Origin of the sequence: Variovorax sp. V15, assembly GCF_041154425.1 — a bacterium.
Classification (GTDB): Bacteria; Pseudomonadota; Gammaproteobacteria; order Burkholderiales; family Burkholderiaceae_C; genus Variovorax; species Variovorax guangxiensis.
The window spans coordinates 5,078,037-5,103,504 of the sequence record NZ_AP028659.1 but is presented as its reverse complement, the minus strand read 5'-3'; the positions used below and the strand labels follow the sequence as shown (position 1 = coordinate 5,103,504).

The following is a 25,468-nucleotide window of genomic DNA, read 5'->3' as shown; positions in this document are numbered from 1 at the left end:
GCAATGCGAGACGACGCGTAAACAATGAAATCCTTTGCATTTGTCTTTCCGGGGCAGGGCTCGCAGGCTGTCGGCATGCTCGACGCCTGGGGCGACCATCCGGCCGTGGCCGAAACGCTGCGTGAGGCGTCCGAGGCGCTCGGCGAAGATGTCGGCGCCCTGATCAAGAACGGCCCGAAGGAAGAGCTGGCGCTCACCACGAACACCCAGCCCGTGATGCTGGTGGCTGGTGTGGCCGCATGGCGCGCATGGCTGGCCGAGGGTGGCGCGAAGCCTTCCGTCGTGGCGGGGCATTCGCTCGGTGAGTATTCGGCGCTGGTTGCTTCGGGCGTGCTGACGCTGGCGCAGGCCGCGCCGCTGGTGCGCTTCCGTGCGCAGGCGATGCAGCAGGCCGTGCCTGTGGGCGTCGGCGCGATGGCTGCCGTGCTTGGCATGGAGTCGGGCAAGGTGGTGGCTGGGTGTGCGGAAGCCACGGCCAGTTTCGGCGCCGGCAGCGCGGAAGTCGTTGAAGCGGTGAACTTCAACGACCCGGTGCAGACGGTGATCGCCGGCAGCAAAGCTGCGGTGGACAAAGCCTGCGAGCTGCTGAAGGCAAACGGCGCCAAGCGCGCGCTGCTGCTGCCGGTTTCGGCGCCTTTCCATTCGAGCCTGATGAAGCCTGCGGCGGAAGCGCTGCGCGAGAAGCTGGCTTCGGTCACGCTGGCTGCGCCGCAGATCCCGGTGCTGAACAACATCGACGTCGCCGTCGAAACCGACGCCGACCGCATCCGCGACGCCCTGGTGCGCCAGGCCGCCGGCCCGGTGCGTTGGGTCGAGAGCGTGCAGGCCTTGAAACTGCGCGGTGTAGCCGCCATCATCGAGTGCGGTCCCGGCAAGGTGCTGGCCGGCATGGTGAAGCGCATCGCCCCCGATCTGGAAGCCGCGTCGGTGTACGACCCGGCAACGCTCGCAGACACCCGACAATCGCTCGCCGGCTGACGGCGCCAAGGCCCCCATACTTTTCTTATGAGCATTCCCAAATTCGAAGGGCAGGTTGCCCTGGTCACCGGCGCGACGCGCGGCATCGGCGCGGCGATCGCGCTGGAGCTGGCCCAGCGCGGCCTCAAGGTCGTGGGCACCGGCACCACCGATGACGGCGCGGCCAAGATCACCGCGGCGCTGAGCGCGTACGACGGCCGCGGCCGCGCGTTGAACGTCAATGACGGCGCCGCCGTCGAAGCCCTGATCGACGAGATCGTGCAGGCATACGGCGCCATCCACGTGTTGGTGAACAACGCCGGCATCACGCGCGACACGCTCGCCATGCGCATGAAGGACAGCGACTGGGATGCGGTGCTCGACACCAATCTCAAGGCCGTCTTCTCGCTCTCGCGTGCGGTGATCCGCCCGATGATGAAGCAGCGCTACGGCCGCATCATCAGCATCACCAGCGTGGTGGGCGCTTCCGGCAATGCCGGCCAGGCCAACTACGCGGCCGCCAAGGCGGGCGTGGCGGGCATGACCCGTGCGCTGGCCCGCGAACTGGGCAGCCGGAACATCACCGTCAACTGCGTCGCCCCCGGTTTCATCGAGACCGACATGACGGCCAGCCTTCCCGAAGCCCAGCAACAGGCGCTGCTCCAGCAGATCCCGCTGGGCCACCTGGGCAAGCCGGCTGACATCGCGCACGCGGTGGCGTACCTCGCATCGCCCCAGGCGTCCTACGTCACGGGGCAGGAGCTGCACGTCAACGGCGGCATGCACATGTAGCCGCAAGGCGCAAGTTTTCTCCGTCCCGGGGGCACGGCAAATGCCACAATGCGCCCGGCTAAAATCCACCGATTACCTACAACCCTCAGAGGGAACCAAATGAGCGATATCGAAGCACGTGTCAAGAAAATCATCGCCGAGCAACTCGGCGTGGAAGAGTCCCAGGTGACGAACGAAAAGGCTTTCGTGGCTGACCTCGGCGCCGACTCTCTCGACACGGTCGAACTCGTGATGGCACTCGAAGACGAATTCGGCATCGAAATTCCCGACGAAGACGCCGAGAAGATCACCACGGTGCAAAACGCCGTCGACTACGCCACCAAGAATCAAAAGGCCTGATCGGCCAGCTGACAACAACATTGCAACTGCGGCCGGCGGCTTTTTCTTGAACCGCACGCGTCGGCAGGCAACTGTTCAGCGCTTTCAGAAAGGTTTGCCGGCATGACCAAACGCCGCGTCGTCGTTACCGGACTCGGTTGCATCGCTCCTGTCGGAAACACCGTTGCCGAATCCTGGGCCAACCTGTTGGCCGGGAAGTCGGGCATTGCGAACATCACCGCGTTCGATGCAAGCGCCTTCGCCTGCAAGTTCGCAGGTGAGGTCAAGGGTTTCGACATCACCCAATACATCTCGGAGAAGGAAGCGCGTCACATGGACCGCTTCATTCATCTGGGGCTCGCCGCCGCCATCCAGGCGGTGCAGGACAGCGGACTGCCGACCGGCGAAGCGCTCTCCTATGAGCAGGCCGTGCGCATCGGCTGCAACATCGGCTCGGGCATCGGCGGCCTGCCGATGATCGAGGAAACGCACGGCGAGCTGATGAACCGCGGCCCGCGCCGGGTGTCGCCGTTCTTCGTGCCGGCTTCGATCATCAACATGATCTCGGGCCACGTCTCGATCAAGTACGGCTTCAAGGGCCCGAACATCGCGGTCGTGACCGCCTGCACCACCGGCCTGCATGCCATCGGCACCTCGGCTCGCATGATCGAGTACGGCGACGCCGACGTCATGATCGCCGGCGGCGCGGAATCGACGATCTCCCCGCTCGGCATCGGCGGCTTCACCGCGCCTCGCGCACTGAGCACCCGCAACGACGATCCGGCCACGGCCTCGCGCCCGTGGGACAAGGACCGCGACGGCTTCGTGCTGGGCGAGGGCGCCGGCGTGCTGGTGCTCGAAGAATACGAACACGCCAAGGCGCGCGGCGCCAAGATCTACGCCGAGGTCGCGGGCTTCGGCCTGACGGGCGATGCGTATCACATGACCGCGCCCGACGTCGACGGCCCCCGCCGCTCGATGGCCATGGCGCTTTCGAACGCGGGCGTCAACGCCGACCAGGTGCAATACCTGAACGCGCACGGCACTTCCACGCAGATCGGCGACGTCAACGAGACCAATGCGGTCAAGCTGGCTTTCGGCGACCACGCGAAGAAGCTGGTCGTCAATTCGACCAAGTCCATGACCGGCCACCTGCTGGGCGGCGCGGGCGGCATCGAGTCGGTGTTCACCGTGATGGCGCTGCACGAGCAGAAGAGCCCTCCGACCATCAACATCTTCAACCAGGATCCGGAGTGCGATCTCGACTACTGCGCCAACGAGGCGCGCGATCTGAAGATCGATGTCGCGGTCAAGAACAACTTCGGCTTCGGCGGCACCAACGGCACGCTGGTGTTCAAGCGCGCTTGAGCGTCGCTCTGTCATGCACAGCGCGCCGTCGGTGACCTATCCGGTGGGGCGCTCGCGTGGCGCAACCTGGATTCTTGTCGTTCTCTGGGCGCTGGGGGCTCTTTGCGCAGGTGCGTCCTGCTATCTCTTCGATAGCGTCGGATGGCGTCATCTCTTGCTGGTTCTCAGTGTCGTGTTCGCGGGCGTCGCCGCGGGTTTCGGCCTGCGGCAAGAAGGCGCGGGCGTCCTGCACTTCGACGGCCTTTACTGGTCGCTGACAGGCAATCAGGCTTCCCGTGGCGTGCACGCCGCGCGTGCCTCCGTGGCGCTCGACTTCCAGTCGCTGATGCTGCTGCGCCTGAGCGAACCGGGCCGTGCGCGGCGCTGGATCTGGATCGAGCAGCGGACCATGCCCGAGCGCTGGCGCGATCTGCGCCGCGCGGTATATTCGCGCCCCCCGGCCGCCACGCCCGCGGCCGACCCCTGGCGCGCGACAGCTCCGGCCGACGCGCCCTGAACCTTCTTCGATGACCACCTCCCCGCCCGTGCCGCCGGACTCCGGCCTGAACGACGCGCCCGCCGCGGCGGCGCGTCCGGGCGAGGTCGATTTCCAGCTGGTCCAGCGCACCGTCGCAGGCGACCAGAAGGCCTTCGAGCTGCTGGTCATCAAGTACCAGCGCCGCATCGAGCGCCTGATCGGGCGGATGGTGCGCGATGTCGACCTGATCGAGGACATCGCGCAGGAAACCTTCATTCGCGCCTACCGCGCCCTGCACCAGTTCCGCGGCGAAGCGCAGTTCTATACCTGGCTCTACCGGATCGCCGTCAACACCGCCAAGAAGGCGCTGGTGGACATGAAGCGCGATCCCACCGTCTCCGAGGCGGCTCTGAGGCCTTCTTCCGAGGATGAGGATGAAACTTACCGTCCCGGAAACGAACCAACCAGCGACGAAACCCCCGAATCGGTCATGGCGGCGAACGAAATCGCCGGCGCCGTCGAGGCAGCCATGGAAGCGCTCCCTGCCGAACTTCGGCAGGCGGTCACGCTGCGTGAGATCGAGGGCATGAGTTACGAAGAGATTGCCGAGGTCATGGATTGCCCTATCGGCACGGTGCGTTCGCGGATTTTCCGGGCGCGCGAGGCCATTTCGGCCAGGGTCAAGCCGTTGCTGGACAACCAGTCCGGCAAGCGTTGGTAGTAAGCAGGTGAATGAAATGAATCAGACGATGACGGTTCGGGAACAGGTGTCCGCACTTGCGGATGGTCATTTGCAGGGCGAGGCGTTCGCTCAGGCCATCGAGGCGATCGGCGCCGAAGGCGAGTCGCGCGCGACATGGCAGGCCTACCACGTGGTGGGCGACGTGCTGCGCTCGGGTTCGCATTCGCCGTGCAGCGACACCTCGGCCTTCCTGGCGCGCTTCCAGCAGCGGCTGGCGGCAGAGCCGGTGATGATGGCCCCGGTGGCGGAGCCCGTCGCCGTGGCCATGCCGGTCCAGCGCAGGGCGGAAGCGGCCAACGAGCCGGTGTTCCGCTGGAAGCTGGTGGCCGGCGCCGCATCGCTGATGGCCGTTGCCGCCATCAGCTGGACCCTGGTCGGCAACGGCTCGGCCGTGCCGCAGCAAGGCGGTGCTCAACTGGCTTCGGTGCAGCAGCAACAGCAGCCGGCACCGGCCGTGAACTCGGTGCTTGCCGCGGCCGCGGCCAACGGCCCCCAGGCTGTCGGCAATACGCTGACCCCGACCCGCGTGATCGTGGGCAACGGCAATCCGCAGGTCATGCTGCGCGACCCGCGCCTGGATCAACTCCTCGAAGCGCACCAGCAGGCCGGCGGCGCTTCGCAAATGCCCTCCGGCTTCCTGCGCAACGCCACTTTCGAGGGCCCGACGCGCTGATGAGCGCGAGCAGCACCCGTAGCCGCCCGTAATGACCGTTCCGATGCCGTTCTCCGCACGCGCCTTCGTGCTTGTGTTTGCTGCCTTCTGCCTCGCGCAGGCTGCCACCGCGCAGACCCGCTCGGGCACCGCGAATGCGAAGAGTGCGGCAACCGCGCAGACGGACGAGCCGCCCGCGATGAGCGTCACGGAGTGGTTGCAGCGCATGCACACCGGCGCCCGCCAGCGCAACTACGTGGGCACCTTCGTGGTGTCGGCGCCGGGCGGCGACCTTTCGAGCGCGCGCATCTGGCATGTGCGCGACGGTGAACACCAGATCGAGCGCATCGAAGCCCTGACCGGGCCGCCGCGCTCCACCTTCCGGCGCAATCGCAACGTCATGACCTTCCTGCCGGAGGCGAAGGTGGTGAAGGTCGAGAAGCGCGAGAACCTCGATCTCTTCCCGAATCTGCCGGACAAGCCCGATTCCTCGATCGGCGATTTCTACGACGTGCGCGCGATCGGCAAGGACCGCGTCGCCGGCTTCGATGCCGACGTGGTGCAGCTGGTGCCGCATGACGGATTGCGCTTCGGCTATCGCATCTGGAGCGAGCGCCGCTCGGGCCTCGTGGTGAAACTGCAGACCGTCGACAGCGACTCCCGCGTGGTGGAGCAGTCGGCTTTTTCCGAACTGCAGCTCGATGCGCTGGTGAAGGCGCAGGCGCTCGCGCAGATGATGTCCAACACTGCGGGATACCGGGTCGAGAAGCTCGAACTCGAACGCAGCAACGCGCAGGATGAAGGCTGGACCCTGCGCACGCCCGTGGCCGGATTCAAGCCCCGAAGCTTCTTCCGTCGTCCCACGACGGGTGACGACGGCGGCAAGGCAAAGCAGCAGGATGCCGCCACCGTCCAGTGGACCTTCTCCGACGGCCTGGCCTCGGTATCTCTGTTCATCGAACGCTACGACCCCGCGCGCTCGCCTCGCGACGGCGTGCTGACCATCGGCGCGACCAACGCGATCCGCCGCCGCCTGCCCGAACCGGCCAGCGACTGGTGGCTGACCGCGGTCGGCGAAGTGCCCCAGCAGACGCTCAACGCGTTCGCACAAAGCCTCGCGCGCACGCGCTGACGGGCCCGAGAAGCGCCAATTGCGCTGAACCAAGCCCGCGCAGCAGACTCATAGACCTGTTTTTCGCCGCTCTGTTCTTTTGAAAGAAAGCCGATGATCTTCAAAGTCGAGGGACACAAGTTTCGTTCTGGCCTGCTGGCATGCGCACTCGCACTGACCGCCAGCGCCACATTCCTTCCCGTCGAGCCTGTTCACGCGCAGACGCGCACGCTGCCCGACTTCACCGATCTGGTCGATCAGGTCGGTCCCTCCGTCGTCAACATCCGCACCGTCGAGAAGGTGGCGCAGCGCGGCGGCAACGGCGAGATGGACGAGGAAATGCAGGAGTTCTTCCGCCGCTTCTTCGGCCAGCCGCTGCCGGGCCAGCCGCGACAGGGGCCGCGCCAGAACCGTCCGCAGCAGCCGCAGGAAGAAGAGCGTCCGCGTGGTGTGGGCTCCGGCTTCATCCTCACGCCCGACGGCTACGTGATGACCAATGCGCACGTGGTCGAGGACGCCTCCGAGGTGTTGGTCACGTTGCCCGACAAGCGCGAGTTCAAGGCCAAGATCGTCGGCGCCGACAAGCGCACCGACGTCGCCGTCGTGAAGATCGAGGCGACCGGCCTGCCGGCGGTGAAGGTCGGCGACATCTCCAGGCTGCGCGTGGGCGAGTGGGTGATGGCCATCGGCTCGCCCTTCGGCCTCGAGAACACCGTCACCGCCGGCATCGTGAGCGCCAAGCAGCGCGACACCGGCGAATACCTGCCGTTCATCCAGACCGACGTGGCCATCAACCCGGGCAATTCGGGTGGTCCGCTCATCAACATGCGCGGCGAGGTGGTCGGCATCAACAGCCAGATCTACTCGCGCTCGGGCGGCTTCATGGGCATCTCGTTCTCGATTCCGATCGACGAGGCGATCCGCGTGAGCGACCAGCTGCGCACGTCGGGCCGCGTTTCGCGTGGCCGCATCGGCGTGCAGATCGACCAGGTCACGAAGGACGTGGCCGAGGCCATCGGCCTGGGCAAGCCGCAGGGCGCGCTGGTGCGCGGCGTCGAGGCGGGCTCGCCGGGCGAGAAGGCCGGCGTGGAGCCGGGCGACGTGATCACCAAGTTCGACGGCAAGGCCATCGAGAAGCCGAGCGACCTGCCGCGCCTGGTGGGCAACACCAAGCCGGGCACGAAGAGCACGCTCACCGTGTTCCGGCGCGGCGCCTCGCGCGACCTCAGCGTGACCATCGCCGAGATCGAGCCCGACAAGCCCAGCAAGCGTGCGAGCGATCGCGACGAGCCGGCGCAGAAGCCGCCGGCATCCGCCGCCGCCAAGTCGCTGGGGCTGGCCGTGAGCGACCTCACCGATGCGCAGAAGAAGGAGCTGAAGGTGAAGGGCGGCGTGAAGGTAGATGCAGCCAGCGACGCCGCGGCCCGTGCGGGCCTGCGCGAGGGCGACATCATCATGGCTGTCGGCAATGTCGATGTATCGAACGCGCGGGAGTTCGAATCGGCCCTTGCCAAGTCCGACAAGAGCAAGCCGCTCAGCGTGCTCTTCCGCCGCGGCGACTGGGCGCAGTACGCGCTGATCCGGCAGACACGCTGACCGGCTCTGGCGTCAAGTGGCCCCACCCGGTAGTCGGGTTTGGGGCCGTTTTTTTGAGGTGTTTACGACGTTCCGGCGCCGGCCTCCAAAAAAATCCGGCGGACTGAAAACGCTGATTTTGGTTTGCGTTCACTAACTTTCAAAAGGGCTAAGGACGGTTTTCGGTAGAATAAGGCACTCTCGGCGGCTGGTCGGCGCATAAGGAATGCCCCGACCTTCACCATGCGAGATGCCAGATGGCAGTCCACCGGTGCTCCACAGATCGCCCACAAGTTGTTCAGTAACTGCTCCACCGATCCTGTGGATAACCTGTTTGTATCTTTGATGTTGTGGACCTGCAACGACCCTTTTGGACCCCGTTCCCGGATGTACGCGCTTCCCTTTTTGCCTACAATGAAGCTCCAACTACTGCAGTTGCCATTGCTTGTTGGTTCAGGGCGCGTCTCCAGAAGACGCGCCCTTTTTTCTTGCCTGTAGCACTCTGCGTACGAGCCAATTCAAGTACTTAAGCGTTCCCGTTGATGAATCACATCAGAAATTTTTCGATCATTGCGCACATCGACCATGGCAAGTCGACGCTCGCAGACCGTTTGATCCAACGTTGCGGCGGCCTCGCGGAGCGCGAGATGGAAGCGCAGGTCCTCGACTCGATGGACATCGAAAAAGAGCGTGGGATAACCATCAAGGCGCAGACGGCTGCGCTGCAGTACAAGGCGCTCGACGGCAAGGTCTACAACCTCAATCTGATCGACACGCCGGGCCACGTCGACTTCTCGTATGAAGTGAGCCGCTCGCTGTCCGCATGCGAAGGTGCGCTGCTCGTCGTCGATGCATCGCAGGGCGTCGAAGCGCAGACGGTGGCCAACTGCTACACCGCGCTCGACCTCGGCGTCGAGGTGGTGCCGGTGCTCAACAAGATGGACCTGCCGCAGGCCGACCCCGACACGGCGAAGGCCGAGATCGAGGACGTGATCGGCATCGACGCGAGCGATGCGATCCCATGCTCGGCGAAGACCGGCATGGGCATCGACGAGATCCTCGAGGCGATCGTCGCGAAGGTGCCGGCGCCGCGCGGCAATCCCGAGGGCGCGCTGCGCGCGATGATCATCGACAGCTGGTTCGACGCCTACGTCGGCGTGGTCATGCTGGTGCGCGTGGTCGACGGCCGCCTCGCCAAGGGCGACCGCATCAAGATGATGGCGACCGGCGCGAGCTACAACGCCGACAACCTCGGCGTGTTCACGCCCGCCAACCAGCCGCGCGAAGCGCTCGAGGCAGGCGAGGTGGGCTACATCATCGCCGGCATCAAGGAGTTGCAGGCGGCCAAGGTGGGCGACACCGTCACGCTGATCAAAGGGGGCACTGGCGGCGCGGCCTTCACCGCCACCGAGCCGCTGCCGGGCTTCAAGGAAATCCAGCCGCAGGTCTTCGCCGGGCTCTACCCGACCGAGGCCAGCGAGTACGACTCGCTGCGCGACGCGCTCGAGAAGCTCAAGCTGAACGACGCCTCGCTGCACTACGAGCCCGAGGTCAGCCAGGCGCTGGGCTTCGGCTTCCGCTGCGGCTTCCTTGGCCTGCTGCACATGGAGATCGTGCAGGAGCGCCTGGAGCGCGAGTTCGACCAGGACCTGATCACGACCGCGCCGAGCGTGGTCTACCAGGTGCTCAAGAACGACGGCGAGGTCATCATGGTCGAGAACCCGTCCAAGATGCCCGACATCGGCCGCATGGCCGAAATCCGCGAGCCGATCGTCACGGTGCATCTCTACATGCCTCAGGACTACGTCGGCCCGGTGATGACGCTGGCCAACCAGAAGCGCGGCGTGCAGATCAACATGGCCTACCACGGCCGCCAGGTCATGCTGACCTACGAGATGCCGCTCGGCGAGATCGTGCTCGACTTCTTCGACAAGCTCAAATCGGTGAGCCGCGGCTACGCCTCGATGGACTATGAGTTCAAGGAGTACCGCGCCTCCGACGTGGTGAAGGTCGACATCCTGCTCAACGGCGACAAGGTCGACGCGCTGTCGATCATCGTGCACCGCAGCCAGTCGCAGTTCCGCGGCCGGGCGGTGGTCTCGAAGATGCGCGAGATCATCTCGCGCCAGATGTACGACGTCGCGATCCAGGCGGCCATCGGGGCCAACATCATTGCGCGTGAGACAATCAAGGCCCTTCGCAAGAACGTTCTGGCGAAGTGCTACGGCGGCGACATCACCCGCAAGAAGAAGCTGCTCGAGAAGCAGAAGGCGGGCAAGAAAAGAATGAAGCAGATCGGCTCCGTCGAGGTCCCGCAAGAGGCCTTCCTCGCGATCCTGCAAGTCGAAGACTGATCGAAAAATGGCATTCATCACCTCCCTGGTCCTCGCGGCCTTCGCCGCCTACGTCGGCGCCTGGTACTTCAACGTGATCGAAGGCAACTTCGCCTTGCTGCTGTTCCTGGCGACGGTGGTCACCGGCCTCTACTGGCTGGCCGAGCGCTTCTACTTCCTGCCGCGGCGCGAGCAGGCCGCCGCGAAGCTCGAAGCCTCGCTGGCCGAGCGCAACGCGCGCCTGGCGGGGCAGGGCATCAACCAGGTCGACACGGTCGACGCCAAGGCGAGCGAGCGGCTGCTGATGCAGCCCTGGTGGCTCGACTGGACCGCCGGCCTGTTCCCGGTGATCCTGGTGGTGTTCCTGCTGCGCTCGTTCCTCTACGAGCCCTTCAAGATCCCGTCGGGCTCGATGATGCCCACGCTGCTGACCGGCGACCTGATCCTGGTCAACAAGTTCACCTACGGCCTGCGCCTGCCGGTCATCAACACCAAGATCACCGAAGGCACGCCGCTGGCGCGCGGCGACGTGGTGGTGTTCCGCTACCCGCCCAAGCCGAGCATGGACTACATCAAGCGCGTGGTCGGCATTCCGGGCGACGAGGTCGCCTACCTGAACAAGAAGCTCACGATCAACGGCCAGCCGGTCTCCAAGGTGGCTGCCGCCGACTACCTCGACGGCGAATCGATGCGCCTGCTCAAGCAGTTCGACGAGAACCTGGGCGGCAAACAGCACAAGATCCTCAACGACGATGCCTCGCCGGCATTCGTGCCCGGCGCCAGCGACTTCCCGTTCCGCGAAAACTGCCGCTACTCGGTCGAAGGCGTTGTCTGCAAGGTGCCGCCTGGCAACTATTTCATGATGGGCGACAACCGCGATAATTCGGCCGACTCGCGTTTCTGGGGATTCGTGCCGGACAAGAACATCGTGGGCAGGGCCTTCTTCGTCTGGATGAATTTCGGCGACCTGGGACGCATCGGTCCGTTTCAATAAACAAGCGTTCATCGCAAGCACAGTTCGAGGGGTATGAGGGCATGAGAGCACATCGGTCCGTTCGCAGCAGCGCTGCGCAGCAACGTGGCATTTCGTTCATCGGCTTGGTGTTCGTCGCGGCCGTGCTCGGGTGCCTGGGCGTGGTCATCGCACAGGTCATTCCGACGCTGATCGAATGGCAGGCCATCGACAAGGCCGCAAACAAGGCCAAGGAGGGCACCACGGTGCCCGAGGTGCGCGCCATCTTCGATCGCGCCCAGGCCATCGACGACTTCAAGTCGGTCAGCGGCAAGGACCTCGAAATCAAGAAGGTCGGCGACAAGGTGGTGGTTTCGTACTCGTACGAGCGCGAGATCCCGCTCTTCGGCCCGGCCTACCTCACGCTCAAGTACAAGGGCGAAACCCGCTGAACACGGCACCCAAAAAGGTGGACGGCAGCCTGGCCGCGTTGCAGGCGCGCCTGCAGCACACCTTCTCCGATCCGCGGCTGCTGCAGCTCGCGCTCACGCACCGCAGCTTCTCGGCCGACCACAACGAGCGCCTCGAATTCCTCGGCGACTCGGTGCTGAACCTGGCGGTCTCGCACCTGCTCTACCAGCGCCTGTCGGCGCTGCCCGAGGGCGACCTTTCGCGCGTGCGGGCCAACCTTGTCAAACAGGACACCCTGCATCGCCTGGCCGTAGGGCTGGCACTGTCACCGCTGCTGCGGCTTGGCGAAGGCGAAGCGCGCTCGGGCGGGCCGAACCGGCCGTCGATCCTGGCCGATGCGCTGGAAGCACTGATCGGTGCCGTTTATCTCGATGCGGGCTTCGCCGCCGCCCAGGCGCTGGTGCACCGGCTCTACGAGTCGGTCGAGATCAACCCGCGCATGGAAGCCGCGGCCAAGGACCCGAAGACCGAATTGCAGGAATGGCTGCAGGGTCACAAAATGAAGCTGCCGGTGTACCGCGTGGCCGCCACACTGGGCGCGGCGCACAAGCAGACTTTCGATGTCGAGTGCGAGGTGCCCGAGCTGGGCTTTCGCGAACGCGGCATCGGCGGCTCGCGCCGCGCCGGCGAGCAGGCTGCCGCGGCGGCCATGTTGATCCGGCTCAAGGCACGCGGCGGCGCGTGAAATCCAGAATGAACGATGCTATCAATCCCGTAGCGGAACCCGCAGACGCCGAAGGCGGCGAGGGTGCCGCTGGTTCCCAAGGCCACCAAGGCCCCCAGCACTGCGGCCTCATCGCCATCGTCGGCAAGCCCAACGTGGGCAAGTCGACGCTGCTCAACGCCCTGGTCGGCCAGAAGATCAGCATCACCTCGCGCAAGGCGCAGACCACGCGCCACCGCATCACCGGCATGCGCACGCTGGGCGCCACGCAGTTCGTGTTCGTCGACACGCCGGGCTTCCAGACCCTGCACGCCAACGCGCTGAACAAGTCGCTCAACAAGACCGTGCAGGGCGCGGTCGGCGACGTGGACCTGATCCTGTTCGTGGTCGAGGCCGGCAGCTTCACCCAGGCCGACGAGCGCGTGCTCAAGCTGCTCGGCAAGGGCATTCCGACGGTGCTGCTGGCCAACAAGCTCGACAACGTGCACCGCCGCGGCGACATCGCTCCCTGGCTGAAGAGCATGCAGGAGAAGCACGAGTTCGCCGAGTACGTGCCGATGTCGGCCAAGAACCCGAAGGACGTCGAGCGCCTGTTCGGCATCTGCGAGAAATACCTGCCCGAGCAGCCCTGGTTCTACGACGAGGACGAGCTGACCGACCGCAGCGAGAAGTTCCTCGCCGGCGAACTGGTGCGCGAGAAGCTGTTCCGCCTGACCGGCGACGAACTGCCCTACACCTCCACCGTCGTCATCGACAAGTTCGACGAGGAGCCGCCCCAGAAGAAGGGCCAGAAGCGCCTGCTGCGCATCGCCGCCACCATCGTGGTCGAGCGCGACGGCCACAAGGCCATGGTGATCGGAGACAAGGGCGAGCGCATCAAGCGCATCGGCATGGAAACCCGCGTCGAGCTCGAGAAGCTGGCCGATGCCAAGGTGTTCCTCGAGCTGTGGGTGAAGGTGCGCTCCGGCTGGGCCGACGACGAAGCGCGCGTGCGTTCCTTCGGCTACGAATAAACAGGCAAACCCCCAGGCTTGCTCGCTTCGCGTAGCCGCCAACCCCCTTGCAGGGGGCAACGCCAGCGGCCCGGCAAAGCCGGTTCCGCGGCGTTTGCCGGCCTGAAGCCTCGATGCTCGACTGCTCACTGACATGGCCACCCACCGCGTTTCGCACGAGCCGGCTTACGTCCTCCATCGCTACGACTGGAGCGAGTCGAGCCTGATCCTCGAAGTCTTCACCCGGCACCACGGGCGCATCGCGCTCGTGGCCAAGGGGGCGAAGCGGCCCAGTTCCAACTTCCGCCCGGTGCTGCTGCCGCTGCAGCCGCTGCAGCTCAACTACGGCGGCGACGCCGAAATCCGCACGCTCAAGGGCGCCGAATGGATGGGCGGCCACGTGATGCCGACCGGCGAGGCGCTGCTGTCGGGCTACTACGTCAACGAGCTGCTGCTGCGCCTGCTGGCGCGCGACGACGCCCACGAGGCGCTGTTCGATGCCTACGCCGGCGTCGTGCAGGTGCTGGCGAGCGAGCACGGCGGTGCGCAGGCAGCGGCCCAGGCGGCCGCGCTGCGCGCCTTCGAGCTGCTGCTGCTGCGCGAAGTCGGCCTGCTGCCGTCGCTCGACGTCCAGACCCTGACGCTGGAGCCGCTCGCCGGCGGGCTGCGCTACAGCCTCGTGCCCGAGGCCGGCCTGCGCGAGGCCGGCGACGACGAGGCCGCGCTGACCGGCGCCGACTGGCGGGCCCTGCAGGCCGTGCTGGATGACCGCGCGCCATTTACCGCCACCTTGCGTGAAATTGCCACCATGAACGCCGGCAGCAACAGTGCCCTGCGAAACCAACTGCGCACCTTGCTCAACTACCATTGCGGCGTGTCCACGCTGCGCACGCGGCAAATGATGAGAGACCTGCAAGCACTATGAGCACTCCGGGCCAAGCCGGCGCCAGCGCCGCCACCTCGCTGTCCGTCAACCTCAACAAGGTCGCCCTGGTGCGCAACACGCGCCACCTCGGCATTCCGAGCGTGGTGAAGGCCGCCCAGGCCTGCCTGGCCGCCGGGGCCCACGGCATCACGGTGCATCCGCGGCCGGACGCACGCCACATCCGCGCGCACGACGTGAGCGATCTTTCCGCGCTGCTCGCCAAGGACTGGCCGGGCATCGAATTCAACATCGAGGGCAACCCCTTCCAGAACCTGATGGACTTCGTGCGCGCGCTCAAGCCGCACCAGGCCACCTTCGTGCCCGACAGCGAGACCCAGTCGACCAGCGACCATGGCTGGACCTTCCCCGACGACGCCGAGCGCCTGCGCCCGCTGATCGCCGAAGCCAAGGCGCTGGGCGTGCGCGTCAGCCTGTTCATGGACCCGATTCCCGAGATGATGGCCGCAGTCAAGGCCGTGGGCGCTGACCGGGTCGAGCTCTACACCGAAGGCTACGCCGCCTCGCGCGGCACCCCGAACGAGCAGACCGTGCTCGCGCGCTATGCCGAAACGGCGCGCGCGGCCATGGCGGCAGGCCTAGGCGTCAACGCCGGGCACGACCTGAGCCGCGACAACCTCACGGCCTTCCTGCGCGCCGTGCCGGGCGTGCAGGAGGTTTCCATCGGCCACGCCTTCGTCGCCGACGCGCTCGAACTCGGCTACACGGCCGCCACGCGCGACTACCTGCGTTGCATCCGTGAGGCGAGCCAGCAGCAACAGCAGCAACAACAATGAGCGCCGTCGCCGCATGATCTACGGCATTGGCACCGACATCTGCGACCTGCGTCGCATCGCCGCGACCTTCGAGCGCCAGGGCGAACGCTTTGCCCGCAAGGTGCTGAGCGATGCCGAGTTCAAGGTCTGGCAGGCCCGCAGCGCGCGTTGGCCGAAGCGCGGCCTGAGCTACCTCGCTACCCGTTTTTCCGCCAAGGAGGCCTTCAGCAAGGCGATCGGGCTGGGCATGCGCATGCCCATGAGCTGGCGCCTGTGCGAGATCGCCAACCTGCGCAGCGGCAAGCCGGTCATCGTGCTGCACGGCGCCCTGAAGGAGTGGTTCGAGGAACAGGGCCTCACAGCCCACGTGACCGTGACCGACGAAACCGAATACGCCGCGAGCTTCGTGGTGGTGGAGAAGATATAGATATGACCGCCGGGCTTGCAGAAGACCGCCCCCATGCGCCGCTGATCATCGACGTTGCCGGCACGGCGCTGACAGACGCCGACCGCCGTCGCCTCGCCGACCCGCTCGTCGGCGGCGTGATCCACTTTGCCCGCAACTGGCAGGACCGCGCGCAGATGACCGCGCTCAACGCCCAGATCAAGTCGATCCGGCCCGACCTGCTGATCTGCGTCGATCACGAGGGCGGCCGCGTGCAGCGCTTCCGCACCGACGGCTTCACCCACCTGCCGTCGATGCGCGCGCTCGGCGAACTCTGGATGCGCGACGCCATGCGCGCCACCCAGGCCGCCACGGCCGTCGGGCAGGTGCTGGCCGGCGAGCTGCGTGCCTGCGGCGTCGACTTCAGCTTCGCACCGGTGCTCGACCTGGCCTACGGCGGCAGCAGCGTCATCGGCACCCGCAGCTTCCACCGCGACCCGCGCGTGGTCGCGCTGCTGGCCAAGAGCGTGATGCACGGCATGCTGCAGATGGGCATGCGCAACTGCGGCAAGCACTTTCCGGGACACGGTTTCGTGCACGCCGACTCGCACGTCGAGATCCCGGTGGACAAGCGCGGCCTCAAGGCCATCCTGGCCGACGATGCGAAGCCGTACGACTGGCTGTCGGGCTCGCTCGCGGCTGTGATGCCGGCGCATGTGATTTATCCGAAGGTCGACAAGCGGCCGGCGGGTTTCTCCTCGAAATGGCTGGGCGAGGTCCTGCGCCAGCGCTTCGGCTTCGACGGGGCGGTGTTCAGCGACGACCTTAGCATGGAGGCCGGGCGCTACATCGACGGGCAGCTGCTCAGTTTTACCGACGCGGCGCTGGCGGCGCTGGAAGCCGGCTGCGACATGGCGCTGCTGTGCAACCAGAGCATCGGTGACGGTGCACCGCTCGACGGCTTCCTGGCGGGCTTCGCGGCCGCCGCGCGCGCGGGCCGGTGGCGGCCGGGCGCGGACAGCGAGGCGCGCCGCCTGGCGCTGCTGCCTCAGGGCGCGGCGCCCGGCTGGGAGGCGCTCATCGGCTCGCGTGTCTACCGCGACGCGAGGCGCCTGGCGGACATCTGACGACCGCCCAGCCGACCCGGAGCCTGCGATGCCCTTGTGCCTCAGCCTCTTCCACCGCATGGACGAGGCGGTGCTGCGCAACCACGCGCATTACTGCCGCCTGTTCGGCTACCCCCACCAGTGGGCCAGCAGCGAGCGGCTGATGCACTCGGCGCTGCGTGCCGGCGCCAAGTACAGCACGATCCTGCGCCACCTGCGTCCGCTGGCCGAGGGCGACTGGCTGCTCTTCCTCGACGGCGATTCGGTGGTCTTCCACCCGGTGGCCATCGATGTCCTGATGCAGGGGCGCGACCTGCTGGTGGTCGAGGGGCCCCGGCCCGAAAGCCAGCCCGGCCCGGCCATGACGAACATGATGGTGGTGCGCAACACGCAGGCCAACCGCGCGCTGCTGCACCAGCTGATCGTGGACGCGGGCCACGTGGTCGCGCTGGAGTCCGACTGGCTCGACGAGGCCGCGCGGCTGCGCCCGGCGGGCCTGCTGCTCGAGTGCAACGCGGTGCTGGCCGACGTCTACGTCAACGTGTCTTGGCGCATCGCCCAGTGGCACGAGGCGCGGGTCTTCGTGGTCAACCTGGCCTCGCCGCCGGTGCCGCTGCCGGGCGGCGGTTGGCGCGACGAGATCCTGCACGACACGAACCTGCAGGCCCTGCTGGCGCGAGAGGTCAACGCGGCCTTGATGGACGGCCGGCCGGTGCTGCAGCCGCCGCGCTACCCGGCGCTCGGCAACGAGCCGCTGAGCAGCTTCAACCCCGGCGCGCGCATCGCGTTCCTAACGCTCTACACCCACCATGTCGAGACCTATGCGAGGGTGTCCGAGCACAACGTGCGCCGCTACTGCCAGCGGCATGGCTACGCGTACCACGTCTACCGCGAGATCCCCGGGGGCATCGGGCCGGGCATCAACGGCTCCTGGGTCCGCAGCTGGCTGCTGCAGCAGCACCTCGCGGACCACGACTGGGTGATCTGGATCGATGCCGACATCCTTTTTTGCAACCAGCAGCGCCCGATCGAGCCTCTGCTGGCGGGCCGCGACCTGCTGCTGGCGAAGGACGTGGGCGCCTGGCTGTTCAATTCCGGCGTGATGGGCTTTCGCAATACCCCGCGCAACCTCGAACTGCTGGCGCGCATCTGGGCGCGCATCGGCGAGGTGGCCGACAAGTCAGGCGTCTACAGCAGCATGGGCGACCAGTACTACACCAACGAGGTGCTCAAGCAGGAAGGCCGGCTGGACGAAGACAGCGTGCTCGACAACCTGAGCATCAACACGCCGCCCCTGCTGGCCGGCGAAGACACGCTGCTCGTGCACTTCGTGAGCCTCGTCGAGCCCTACAGGTCGGTGTACATGGCGGCGATGGATGCCGCGTCGCAGCAGATCCGGTAGGGAGCGGGCAGGGCGGGCGGATGCCCTTTCCCATGCAATCACCGGGCGCAAATGCGCACAAGCTGGCAAACACGGCCGCCGGGCGGCCCGGGGGCTCCTGTAAAGTCAAAAGTCCTGAATCGAGCGGTCCCGGGGGAGAGTTTTCATGGCGCACATCGGCGAATCCTGGCTGACTTTCGACAGCCTGACGCAACACGTGATCAAGGCGATCGGTCCCAGGCGCATCCTGGACATCGGCGCCGGGGGCGGCAAGTACGGCGCCCTGCTCAGGGACATCGTGCCCGAGTGCGAGCTGACCGCCCTGGAGTGCGACGAAATGGCGTTTCCCCGGCTGCGCGAGGTCGGCTACCACCAGATCCTGCCGATCACGGCCGACAAGCTCTACGAGCGCAGCGGCGACCTCTACGACGTGGTGATCCTGGGCGACGTCATCGAGCACATGCTCCATTCGCAGGGCCGCGACTTGCTCGAGTTCCTCAACTATCGGTCGCGCTATCTCATCATTTCCACGCCGGAATGCATGCCGATGAGCCGCCCCATCTTCTTCGAGGGCCACAACTCGCTGTGGCGCCCCGACTCGTTCGGCTGGCACGACTACTGGGCCCACCAGCAGTGCGGCGTGATGCACTTCTATCTGCTGCGGGGGCACGACAACTGGGCCGGGCCCGGGCTGGCCGAGGTGGTCGACGCGGTCAACGGCGCGGGGCTCTTCAACGAGCATTCCAGCGGCAGGAAGGATCCCGTCAACCTGGCGATCCGCGATACCCGCTACAAGGAGACGTCCGACGGGCACAATTTCGTGCTGTACCGCCCCCTCTGATGGATGGAAGCTGCCCCATGGCCGAAGCCGGAACCGACGAAAAAACCTCCCTGCGCGACGTGGACATCATCGTCTCGTACAGGGAGGCGACCGAGGAGCGGCGCGAGAACCTCTATGCCGTACTGGCGCACCTGGGGCGAACCTACACCGACTACCGCCTGTGGCTGATGGAGGCGGCGCCGGCGCCGCGCTTCGACTGGCAGCGCCTGGGCGATCCCAGGATCCGGCATGTCTTCATCCATCACGAGGGGCCCTTTCCGAAGTCGATGCTCTACAACACGGGCGTGCGGCTGGCGCGCAGCCCCGTGATCTGCTTCCACGACGCTGACTCCATCGCCCAGCCCTGGACCCTGCGCGGCTGCATCGACGTCCTGCTCGACCGCGACACCAGCGACGTGCTGTGCCCTTACTGGAACGTGGTCAACGTGACGGGCGAACTCAAGCGCGAGTTCCTGGAGCGGCCCGACTACGCCCGCTTCGCGTCAATCGACGTGGAGAACCTGCCCCCCGACGCCGGCATCCTGTATGCGAATGCCAACGGCGGCATCGTGCTGTTCAAGCGCAGCGAATACATCCGCGTCGGCGGGTACAACGCACGGCTCGAAGGCTGGGGCGGCGAGGACGACGAGCTGCTGCGCCGGGCGGGCCGGCTGGGCGTGCGCTGGCACTCCATGCACGTGCCGCTCTTCCATCTGCACCACGACTCGGGTTCGCGCAATGCGCTGATCGAGGGCCTGGACGGCACGGAAAACCTGCGCGCCTCGCATGCCATCGAGAGCATGTCGCAGGAGGAGGTCGAGGCGCTGGCGCGCGAGCTGTCGTCCTTCTTCGCTTCCGACTGATCTGCCGTTCGCTGGTTGGTTCTTTCGCTCGTGCGTCAGACGCCTGCTCCAGCTGCCTGCATCCGGACACACCACGCCGGGAAATCTGCGAGCGCCGGGCCCGCGACCGGGAAGGGCGTTTCAGCGGTCCGGGCCGGCTGCGACCTCAGCTCTTGCCGAAGAGCCGTTGCCCGCCCAGGTCCAGGTGCGTCAGGTACAGCCGCAGGTCGAACTCGAGCTGCCCGTAGTCCGGCTCCATGTGCGTGCACAGCGCATAGAACGCCTTGTCGTGGTTGCGCTCCTTCATGTGCGCGAGTTCATGCACCACGATCATCCGCAGCCACGCCAGCGGCACCTCCCTGAACAGGCTCGCCACCCGGATTTCCCGCTTGGCCTTGAGCTTGCCGCCCTGCACACGCGACACGGTGGTGTGGGTGCCCAGCGCGTTGCGGATCACGTGCAGCTTGTTGTCGAACATCACCTTCGACAGCGGCTCGGCCTTGCGCATGAATTCGCCCTTGAGTTCGCTCACGTAGCCGTAGAGCGCCCGGTCGGTCTGGATGTCGTGCACGCCGTCCGGGTAGCGCTGGCCGAGGAGGGCGCCGAGCCTGTCTTCGGCGATGAGCTGGCGGACCTGCTCCAGCAAGGGTGCCGGGTAGCCCGCCAGGTATTTCATGGAATGAGCGAGCTCAGGCCCGGCGCTGCGTACTGGCCGCGCAGGCCAGCCCGGTGGCGACGCCGCCGAAGAGGTCGCCCTCGACCAGGTTCACGCCTGCGAAGCTCCTGCGCAGGGCGTTCTGGAAGGGGCGCAGCGCCGAGGAACCGCCGGTGAGGTAGATCGCGTCGAGGTCGTTGCTGCGCAGGCCCGCGCGCTTGACGCAGGCGTGGGCGCAGGCGACCACGCTTTCCAGCGGCGTGGCCAGTTGCTGGGCCATGTCGTCCGGAGTCAGAGATGCCGCCAGTCCGCGTTCGGCGCTGCCGAGGTCGATGGCGGTCGGGGCATCGCTCAGCGAGACCTCGATCTTGGCTGCTTCCACCGCGCTCGCGATGCGGTGGCCGTGCCGCTCTTCGAGCACGGTCATCAGCCGGTCGTGCAGGCGCGTGTCGCTGTAGCTGGTGCGCAGGTCCTTCGCCTGCCGCAGCGCCTTGGCGGCGTAGAGCCAGTTGATCAGGTGCCAGGACGACAGCTCGAAGAACACCTTGCTCGGCACTTCGCGCCCCTGCGGGCCGTGATGGCGGAAGCCGAACTGCGGCATCACCTGTTCGAGGTTCAGCCGCTGGTCGAAGTCGGTGCCGCCGATGTGCACGCCGCTGGTGGCCAGCACGTCGTCGCCGCGGTCCTCGCGCGCGGCGCGCTCGGGGCCGACGCGTACGACGGTGAAGTCGGAGGTGCCACCGCCGATGTCGACGATGAGCACGATCGACTCCCTGGCGACGCGCTGTTCGTAGTCGAAGGCGGCCGCGATGGGCTCGAGCTGGAACGAAATCTCCCGGAACCCAGCGGCGCGCGCCGCGAGGCGCAGGCTTTCTTCCGCACGCTCGTCGCGCTTGGGGTCATCGTCCACGAAATGCACCGGGCGCCCGATCACCACGCGCTCCGGCATCTGGCCGAGCTCCCGGCCGGCGCGCACGGCCAGTTCGCGCAGGAAGCGCGCGATGATGTCCTCGAAGCTCACGAGGCCATCGTAGATCGCCGTCTTCTCCTGCATCAGCGCGCTGCCGAGCAGGCTCTTGAGCGATCGCATCAGCCGGCCCTCGGTGCCCGAGAGGTACTGGCCGATGGCGTCGCGGCCGAAGTGCGTCGTGCGGTCTTCGGCGTTGAAGAAGATCGCGGTGGGAAGGGTGGTGGCCGAGCCCTCGATGGGCAGAAGGCGGACTTCTCCGCCTACCCGGCAAGCGACAGCGGAATTGGAGGTGCCGAAGTCGATGCCGATCGTCGGCAACGACGACGGTGCCTTCACGATCAGGATTCCCTGCGCAGCGCCGGGAACAGGATCACGTCGCGGATGCTCGGCGAATCGGTCAGCAGCATCATCAGCCGGTCGATGCCGATGCCGCAGCCGCCGGTGGGCGGCATGCCGTACTCGAGGGCGCGCACGAAGTCGTGGTCGTAGTACATGGCTTCATCGTCGCCGCTGTCCTTGGCGGCCACCTGCGCGTTGAAGCGCGCGGCCTGGTCCTCGGCGTCGTTCAGCTCGCTGAAGCCGTTGCCGAACTCGCGGCCGGTGATGTACAGCTCGAAGCGCTCCGTGACTTCGGGGCGCTCGTCGTTGGCGCGCGCCAGCGGCGAGATCTCGGTCGGATGCTCCATGATGAAGGTCGGCTGCCAGAGCTTCTCTTCCACGGTTTCCTCGAAGAACAGCACCTGCAGGCTGGCGAGGCTGCGCTGCGAGAGCTTGTCCTTCTCCTCGTTCATGCCGAGCTTGCGCAGCGCGGCGATGAGCCAGGCGCTGTCGTTGACGCCCTGCGCCACGCCTTCGGCCTCGGTGTACTTGAGGATCGCCTCGCGGATCGTCAGGCGCTCGAAGGGCTGCGTCAGGTCGACCGGCTTGCCCTGGTAGGTGAGCTGCTGCGTGCCCACGGCCTTGTCGGCGATGGTGCGGATCAGCGTCTCGGTGAAGTCCATCAGGTCGCGGTAGTTCCAGTAGGCCGCGTAGAACTCCATCATCGTGAACTCGGGGTTGTGCCGCACCGAGATGCCCTCGTTGCGGTAGCTCCGGTTGATTTCGAACACGCGCTCGAAGCCGCCGACGATCAGGCGCTTGAGGTAGAGCTCGGGCGCGATGCGCAGGAACATCTCCTGATCGAGCGCGTTGTGGTGCGTCTTGAAGGGCTTGGCGTTGGCGCCGCCCGGGATCGGGTGGAGCATGGGCGTCTCGACCTCGAGGAAGTCGTTGGACACCATGAACTCGCGCAGCGCGCTCACCGCCTTGCTGCGCGCGGTGAAGCGCTTGCGGGCGGATTCGTCGGTGATCAGGTCGACGTAGCGCTGGCGGTACTTCTGCTCCTGGTCGGCCATGCCGTGGAACTTGTCGGGCAGCGGACGCAGGCTCTTGGTGAGCAGGCGCAGCTTCGTGACCTTGACCGACAGCTCGCCCGTCTTGGTCTTCATCAGCGTGCCTTCGGCGCCGAGGATGTCGCCCAGGTCCCAGCGCTTGAAGTCCGCGTACACGTCTTCTCCGACGGCATCGCGCGTCACGTAGAGCTGGATGCGGTCGGTGGCGTCCTGCAGCGTGGCGAAGCTGGCCTTGCCCATCACGCGCTTGAGCATCATCCGGCCGGCCACGCTCACGGAAACGGCCTGCGCCTCGAGGGCCTCGCCTTCGGTGGCGGCATGTGCCTCGACGAGTGCGGCGGCACGGTGGCCCGGCTTGAAGTCGTTCGGGAACGCAACGCCCTTGCCCTCGGCCTGCGCCGAGCGCAGCTGCGTGAGCTTTTCGCGGCGTTCTGCGATGAGCTGGTTTTCGTCGGCGGGAGCGGGAGGAGGCGATGGGTTCTTTTGATCGGACATGGGAGGCGGATGACGCGCAACCGGGAGCGTGCGCGGGCCCGGCATTTTAGCCGATCGGGTTTGAATAAAACTGGCCCGGAGCGCCCGTCGATCCTGCGCTATGCGCTATGAAAAATGGAGCGACCTATTCAGTGATGCCGGTGCGTGCGAGCAGATCGCTGACCAGCTCCAGCCGCATCAGCGGGCTGTCGAGCTCCATCAGCCTCTGGCGCAGCTCCAGCTGCATCGGCACCAGTTCGCACCATCGGTTGGCCACCCAGCCGCAATCGTCGAAGCGATAGGGTTCGGCAATCGGCAGCCGCACCGCCCCGCCTTGGGCGCGCTTGCGCTCCTCGAGGGTGCCGACAAGGCGCTGCAGTGCGGTGGACGTGTGCCGCAGGTCGTCGGGAATCTCGAGCGCGACGTCGTCGTTCACCGCCTCGACCTCGGCGACCCAGAGGCCGTGCTTCTGCAGCTCGTTGCTGCGGACGCGAAAGCGCTGAGTGCCCACGCATTCGATCTGCAGCAGGCCGCTTTGAGGAGACTCGAACTCGCGGATCATGGCCAGCGTGCCGATGGCGCAGAAGCTCTCGGCATCGGCGCCGGCCTTGCGCACCTCGCTGCCGCTGGTGAGGCTCACCACGCCGAAGGGCGCGTCGGCCTTGCGGCACTTGCCGATCATGTCGAGGTAGCGCACCTCGAAGATGCGCAGTGGAAGAAGACCGCCGGGGAAGAGCACCGTACCGAGCGGAAACAATGGCAGTGAATGCAAAAGGGGTTGTGTCGTCATCGAAGAGCCTTGCGTGGCTATCATCGCATTCCCCTCACGGCCGCGCCTCATGCTCTACCAGATTCCCTCGTTCCTTCTCGACGTGATCGTCGGTTTGCTCGGCGGCGCCTGCCTGCTGCGCCTGTACATGCAGTACCACCGCGTGCCCTTCGGCAACCCGCTTGGGCGCTTCGTGTTCGCCATCACCGACTGGATCGTGCTGCCGCTGCGGCGCATCGTGCCTTCCGTGAAGCGCTGGGACCTGGCCAGCCTGATCGCGGCCTGGTTGCTGGTGATGCTGAAGTTCCTGCTGCTGTGGCTGCTGGTGGGCAACCTGGGGCGCATCGCGACCCTGCCGCTGGTGTCGCTGGTGGGGCTGATGCAGCTGGCCGTCTCGGGCCTGACGGCGCTGCTGGTGGTCTACGCGGTGCTGTCGTGGATTCCGAATGCGTCGCCGATGCTGCTCGACCTGATCTCCCGCCTGGCCGAGCCGCTGGTGCGGCCGTTCCGCCGCTTCATTCCGCTGATCGGCGGGGTCGACCTGTCGCCGCTGGCCGCGATCGTCGTGCTGCAGGTGATCGCGATCGTGCTGGGCAACCTGCTGGTGTTTGCTTACCAGCTGACCTTCTGAACGCCTGAATTCCAAAGCAAAAGGGCCCGGATGCACCGGCATCCGGGCCCTTTTGTTATTGCGTCGGCGTTTCGCTCAGCTCACCGCATCGGCCGGCTGGCGCAGCAGCATCGCCAGCGTGTTGGCGATGGTCTTGCGCAGTTCGCGGCGGTCGCTGATGAAGTCGATCGCGCCCTTGGTCTGCAGGAACTCGGCGCGCTGGAAGCCTTCGGGCAGCGTCACGCGCACGGTCGATTCGATCACGCGCGGGCCGGCGAAGCCGATCAGCGCCTTCGGCTCGGCGATCACCACGTCGCCCACGAAGGCGAAGCCGGCCGACACGCCACCCATGGTCGGGTCGGTCAGCACGCTGATGTAGGGCAGGCCCTTCTTCGCCAGGCGCGTGAGCGCGGCGTTGGTCTTGGCCATCTGCATCAGCGAGAGCAGGCCTTCCTGCATGCGCGCGCCGCCGGTGGCGGTGAAGCAGATGAAGGGCACCTTCTGCTCGATGGCGGTCTCGACGCCGCGCACGAAGCGCTCGCCGACCACGCTGCCCATGGAGCCGCCCATGAACTCGAATTCGAAGCAGGCCACGACCACGCTGATGCTGTGCACCGAGCCGCCCATGACGACCAGCGCGTCGGTCTCGCCGGTGTTCTCCAGGGCTTCCTTCAGGCGCTCGGGGTACTTGCGGCTGTCCTTGAACTTCAGCGCGTCGACCGGCAGCACTTCCTGGCCGACTTCGTAGCGGCCTTCGGCGTCGAGGAAGGCGTCGAGCCGCGCGCGGGCGCCGATGCGGTGGTGGTGGCTGCAGCTGGGGCAGACGTTCTGGTTGTGCTCGAGGTCGGTCTTGTACAGGACCGTTTCGCAGGCGGGGCACTTGATCCACAGGCCCTCGGGCACCTGGCGGCGCTCGGACGGGTCGGTTTGGGCGATCTTGGCGGGTAGCAGTTTTTCAAGCCAGCTCATGGGGGCTCCTTGTG

Annotated in this window: 27 protein-coding genes; 22 read left to right on the top strand and 5 right to left on the bottom strand. The window is 66.5% G+C overall.

What is annotated here, in order from left to right:
- The first annotated feature begins 24 nt into the window (after window positions 1–24).
- The 21 genes from fabD (at window position 25) to ACAM57_RS24270 (ending at window position 19,637) form a co-directional block, all read left to right on the top strand.
- A complete protein-coding gene (fabD, locus tag ACAM57_RS24370) occupies window positions 25–978 on the top strand; it encodes an ACP S-malonyltransferase (RefSeq protein WP_126022641.1) in 954 nt (317 codons plus the stop codon).
- Between the two features lie 27 nt (window positions 979–1,005).
- Window positions 1,006–1,749 carry a 3-oxoacyl-ACP reductase FabG gene (gene fabG, locus ACAM57_RS24365; RefSeq protein WP_126022642.1) on the top strand — a complete coding sequence of 248 codons (744 nt, stop codon included), beginning with the start codon at window positions 1,006–1,008 and terminating at the stop codon, window positions 1,747–1,749.
- 99 nt (window positions 1,750–1,848) lie between these two features.
- Window positions 1,849–2,088 (top strand): acyl carrier protein, encoded by a 240-nt coding sequence (gene acpP / locus ACAM57_RS24360; RefSeq protein ID WP_007830471.1) that lies wholly within the window; start codon window positions 1,849–1,851, stop codon window positions 2,086–2,088.
- Between the two features lie 102 nt (window positions 2,089–2,190).
- Entirely contained in the window at window positions 2,191–3,435 is a 1,245-nt protein-coding gene (gene fabF / locus ACAM57_RS24355) for a beta-ketoacyl-ACP synthase II (RefSeq protein ID WP_019654120.1), read from the top strand.
- A 154-nt stretch (window positions 3,436–3,589) separates the two neighbouring features.
- The gene (locus tag ACAM57_RS24350; RefSeq protein WP_369659261.1) at window positions 3,590–3,931 is read left to right on the top strand and encodes a hypothetical protein; all 342 of its coding nucleotides are present in this window, start codon (window positions 3,590–3,592) and stop codon (window positions 3,929–3,931) included.
- Window positions 3,932–3,941: 10 nt separating this feature from the next.
- Window positions 3,942–4,613, top strand: a complete 672-nt coding sequence (gene rpoE / locus ACAM57_RS24345; RefSeq protein ID WP_126022645.1) for an RNA polymerase sigma factor RpoE — start codon at window positions 3,942–3,944, stop codon at window positions 4,611–4,613.
- A gap of 16 nt (window positions 4,614–4,629) precedes the next feature.
- Window positions 4,630–5,307: a sigma-E factor negative regulatory protein gene (locus tag ACAM57_RS24340; RefSeq protein WP_184635506.1), complete on the top strand. Its 678-nt coding sequence runs from the start codon at window positions 4,630–4,632 to the stop codon at window positions 5,305–5,307.
- Window positions 5,308–5,338: 31 nt separating this feature from the next.
- Window positions 5,339–6,418 carry a MucB/RseB C-terminal domain-containing protein gene (locus tag ACAM57_RS24335; RefSeq protein WP_369659260.1) on the top strand — a complete coding sequence of 360 codons (1,080 nt, stop codon included), beginning with the start codon at window positions 5,339–5,341 and terminating at the stop codon, window positions 6,416–6,418.
- A 93-nt stretch (window positions 6,419–6,511) separates the two neighbouring features.
- Entirely contained in the window at window positions 6,512–7,993 is a 1,482-nt protein-coding gene (locus tag ACAM57_RS24330; RefSeq protein ID WP_369659259.1) for a DegQ family serine endoprotease, read from the top strand.
- 521 nt (window positions 7,994–8,514) lie between these two features.
- Complete coding sequence (gene lepA, locus ACAM57_RS24325; protein ID WP_126022649.1) at window positions 8,515–10,326, top strand: translation elongation factor 4; 1,812 nt, start codon at window positions 8,515–8,517, stop codon at window positions 10,324–10,326.
- A gap of 7 nt (window positions 10,327–10,333) precedes the next feature.
- Window positions 10,334–11,299 carry a signal peptidase I gene (gene lepB, locus ACAM57_RS24320; protein WP_126022650.1) on the top strand — a complete coding sequence of 322 codons (966 nt, stop codon included), beginning with the start codon at window positions 10,334–10,336 and terminating at the stop codon, window positions 11,297–11,299.
- Window positions 11,300–11,340: 41 nt separating this feature from the next.
- Entirely contained in the window at window positions 11,341–11,709 is a 369-nt protein-coding gene (locus ACAM57_RS24315; RefSeq protein WP_126022651.1) for a DUF4845 domain-containing protein, read from the top strand.
- A gap of 17 nt (window positions 11,710–11,726) precedes the next feature.
- Window positions 11,727–12,413 carry a ribonuclease III gene (rnc, locus tag ACAM57_RS24310; RefSeq protein ID WP_126022652.1) on the top strand — a complete coding sequence of 229 codons (687 nt, stop codon included), beginning with the start codon at window positions 11,727–11,729 and terminating at the stop codon, window positions 12,411–12,413.
- 8 nt (window positions 12,414–12,421) lie between these two features.
- Complete coding sequence (era, locus tag ACAM57_RS24305; protein ID WP_369659258.1) at window positions 12,422–13,405, top strand: GTPase Era; 984 nt, start codon at window positions 12,422–12,424, stop codon at window positions 13,403–13,405.
- Window positions 13,406–13,538: 133 nt separating this feature from the next.
- Window positions 13,539–14,309: a DNA repair protein RecO gene (gene recO / locus ACAM57_RS24300; protein ID WP_369659257.1), complete on the top strand. Its 771-nt coding sequence runs from the start codon at window positions 13,539–13,541 to the stop codon at window positions 14,307–14,309.
- The gene (locus ACAM57_RS24295; protein ID WP_369659256.1) at window positions 14,306–15,103 is read left to right on the top strand and encodes a pyridoxine 5'-phosphate synthase; all 798 of its coding nucleotides are present in this window, start codon (window positions 14,306–14,308) and stop codon (window positions 15,101–15,103) included. The genes recO and ACAM57_RS24295 overlap by 4 nt, the downstream gene beginning before the upstream one ends.
- A gap of 13 nt (window positions 15,104–15,116) precedes the next feature.
- A complete protein-coding gene (gene acpS / locus ACAM57_RS24290) occupies window positions 15,117–15,509 on the top strand; it encodes a holo-ACP synthase (RefSeq protein WP_369659255.1) in 393 nt (130 codons plus the stop codon).
- Between the two features lie 2 nt (window positions 15,510–15,511).
- The gene (gene nagZ / locus ACAM57_RS24285) at window positions 15,512–16,594 is read left to right on the top strand and encodes a beta-N-acetylhexosaminidase (protein ID WP_369659254.1); all 1,083 of its coding nucleotides are present in this window, start codon (window positions 15,512–15,514) and stop codon (window positions 16,592–16,594) included.
- A gap of 28 nt (window positions 16,595–16,622) precedes the next feature.
- Window positions 16,623–17,975, top strand: coding sequence for a galactosyl transferase GMA12/MNN10 family protein (locus ACAM57_RS24280; RefSeq protein WP_369659253.1), 1,353 nt, complete (start codon window positions 16,623–16,625; stop codon window positions 17,973–17,975).
- 145 nt (window positions 17,976–18,120) lie between these two features.
- Window positions 18,121–18,795, top strand: a complete 675-nt coding sequence (locus ACAM57_RS24275; protein ID WP_369659252.1) for a class I SAM-dependent methyltransferase — start codon at window positions 18,121–18,123, stop codon at window positions 18,793–18,795.
- 17 nt (window positions 18,796–18,812) lie between these two features.
- Entirely contained in the window at window positions 18,813–19,637 is an 825-nt protein-coding gene (locus ACAM57_RS24270; RefSeq protein ID WP_369659251.1) for a galactosyltransferase-related protein, read from the top strand.
- 145 nt (window positions 19,638–19,782) lie between these two features.
- Here ACAM57_RS24270 and ACAM57_RS24265 read toward each other — a convergent pair whose 3' ends face one another.
- The 4 genes from ACAM57_RS24265 to ACAM57_RS24250 all read right to left on the bottom strand — a co-directional run bounded on the left by ACAM57_RS24265 (window position 19,783) and on the right by ACAM57_RS24250 (window position 23,896).
- Entirely contained in the window at window positions 19,783–20,292 is a 510-nt protein-coding gene (locus ACAM57_RS24265) for a M48 family metallopeptidase (protein WP_369659250.1), read from the bottom strand.
- A 13-nt stretch (window positions 20,293–20,305) separates the two neighbouring features.
- Window positions 20,306–21,577 carry an Hsp70 family protein gene (locus ACAM57_RS24260; RefSeq protein ID WP_369659249.1) on the bottom strand — a complete coding sequence of 424 codons (1,272 nt, stop codon included), beginning with the start codon at window positions 21,575–21,577 and terminating at the stop codon, window positions 20,306–20,308.
- 2 nt (window positions 21,578–21,579) lie between these two features.
- A complete protein-coding gene (gene lysS / locus ACAM57_RS24255) occupies window positions 21,580–23,127 on the bottom strand; it encodes a lysine--tRNA ligase (protein ID WP_369659248.1) in 1,548 nt (515 codons plus the stop codon).
- Window positions 23,128–23,251: 124 nt separating this feature from the next.
- A complete protein-coding gene (locus tag ACAM57_RS24250; RefSeq protein ID WP_369659247.1) occupies window positions 23,252–23,896 on the bottom strand; it encodes an LON peptidase substrate-binding domain-containing protein in 645 nt (214 codons plus the stop codon).
- A 49-nt stretch (window positions 23,897–23,945) separates the two neighbouring features.
- On the opposite strand from ACAM57_RS24250, the gene ACAM57_RS24245 reads away from it, so the two are divergent.
- Window positions 23,946–24,506: a YggT family protein gene (locus ACAM57_RS24245; protein ID WP_126022930.1), complete on the top strand. Its 561-nt coding sequence runs from the start codon at window positions 23,946–23,948 to the stop codon at window positions 24,504–24,506.
- A 75-nt stretch (window positions 24,507–24,581) separates the two neighbouring features.
- On the opposite strand, the gene accD is transcribed toward ACAM57_RS24245, so the two are convergent.
- Window positions 24,582–25,454 (bottom strand): acetyl-CoA carboxylase, carboxyltransferase subunit beta, encoded by an 873-nt coding sequence (gene accD, locus ACAM57_RS24240; protein ID WP_019654097.1) that lies wholly within the window; start codon window positions 25,452–25,454, stop codon window positions 24,582–24,584.
- Window positions 25,455–25,468 lie beyond the last annotated feature (14 nt).

Bases quoted from the DNA above. Each gene is read 5' to 3' on its own strand.
- fabD (WP_126022641.1), top strand. From the start codon at position 25: ATGAAATCCTTTGCATTTGTCTTTCCGGGGCAGGGCTCGCAGGCTGTC.
- fabG (WP_126022642.1), top strand. From the start codon at position 1,006: ATGAGCATTCCCAAATTCGAAGGGCAGGTTGCCCTGGTCACCGGCGCG.
- acpP (WP_007830471.1), top strand. From the start codon at position 1,849: ATGAGCGATATCGAAGCACGTGTCAAGAAAATCATCGCCGAGCAACTC.
- fabF (WP_019654120.1), top strand. From the start codon at position 2,191: ATGACCAAACGCCGCGTCGTCGTTACCGGACTCGGTTGCATCGCTCCT.
- rpoE (WP_126022645.1), top strand. From the start codon at position 3,942: ATGACCACCTCCCCGCCCGTGCCGCCGGACTCCGGCCTGAACGACGCG.
- ACAM57_RS24340 (WP_184635506.1), top strand. From the start codon at position 4,630: ATGAATCAGACGATGACGGTTCGGGAACAGGTGTCCGCACTTGCGGAT.
- ACAM57_RS24335 (WP_369659260.1), top strand. From the start codon at position 5,339: ATGACCGTTCCGATGCCGTTCTCCGCACGCGCCTTCGTGCTTGTGTTT.
- ACAM57_RS24330 (WP_369659259.1), top strand. From the start codon at position 6,512: ATGATCTTCAAAGTCGAGGGACACAAGTTTCGTTCTGGCCTGCTGGCA.
- lepA (WP_126022649.1), top strand. From the start codon at position 8,515: ATGAATCACATCAGAAATTTTTCGATCATTGCGCACATCGACCATGGC.
- lepB (WP_126022650.1), top strand. From the start codon at position 10,334: ATGGCATTCATCACCTCCCTGGTCCTCGCGGCCTTCGCCGCCTACGTC.
- ACAM57_RS24315 (WP_126022651.1), top strand. From the start codon at position 11,341: ATGAGAGCACATCGGTCCGTTCGCAGCAGCGCTGCGCAGCAACGTGGC.
- era (WP_369659258.1), top strand. From the start codon at position 12,422: ATGAACGATGCTATCAATCCCGTAGCGGAACCCGCAGACGCCGAAGGC.
- recO (WP_369659257.1), top strand. From the start codon at position 13,539: ATGGCCACCCACCGCGTTTCGCACGAGCCGGCTTACGTCCTCCATCGC.
- ACAM57_RS24295 (WP_369659256.1), top strand. From the start codon at position 14,306: ATGAGCACTCCGGGCCAAGCCGGCGCCAGCGCCGCCACCTCGCTGTCC.
- acpS (WP_369659255.1), top strand. From the start codon at position 15,117: ATGATCTACGGCATTGGCACCGACATCTGCGACCTGCGTCGCATCGCC.
- nagZ (WP_369659254.1), top strand. From the start codon at position 15,512: ATGACCGCCGGGCTTGCAGAAGACCGCCCCCATGCGCCGCTGATCATC.
- ACAM57_RS24280 (WP_369659253.1), top strand. From the start codon at position 16,623: ATGCCCTTGTGCCTCAGCCTCTTCCACCGCATGGACGAGGCGGTGCTG.
- ACAM57_RS24275 (WP_369659252.1), top strand. From the start codon at position 18,121: ATGGCGCACATCGGCGAATCCTGGCTGACTTTCGACAGCCTGACGCAA.
- ACAM57_RS24270 (WP_369659251.1), top strand. From the start codon at position 18,813: ATGGCCGAAGCCGGAACCGACGAAAAAACCTCCCTGCGCGACGTGGAC.
- ACAM57_RS24265 (WP_369659250.1), bottom strand. From the start codon at position 20,292: ATGAAATACCTGGCGGGCTACCCGGCACCCTTGCTGGAGCAGGTCCGC.
- lysS (WP_369659248.1), bottom strand. From the start codon at position 23,127: ATGTCCGATCAAAAGAACCCATCGCCTCCTCCCGCTCCCGCCGACGAA.
- ACAM57_RS24250 (WP_369659247.1), bottom strand. From the start codon at position 23,896: ATGACGACACAACCCCTTTTGCATTCACTGCCATTGTTTCCGCTCGGT.
- ACAM57_RS24245 (WP_126022930.1), top strand. From the start codon at position 23,946: ATGCTCTACCAGATTCCCTCGTTCCTTCTCGACGTGATCGTCGGTTTG.
- accD (WP_019654097.1), bottom strand. From the start codon at position 25,454: ATGAGCTGGCTTGAAAAACTGCTACCCGCCAAGATCGCCCAAACCGAC.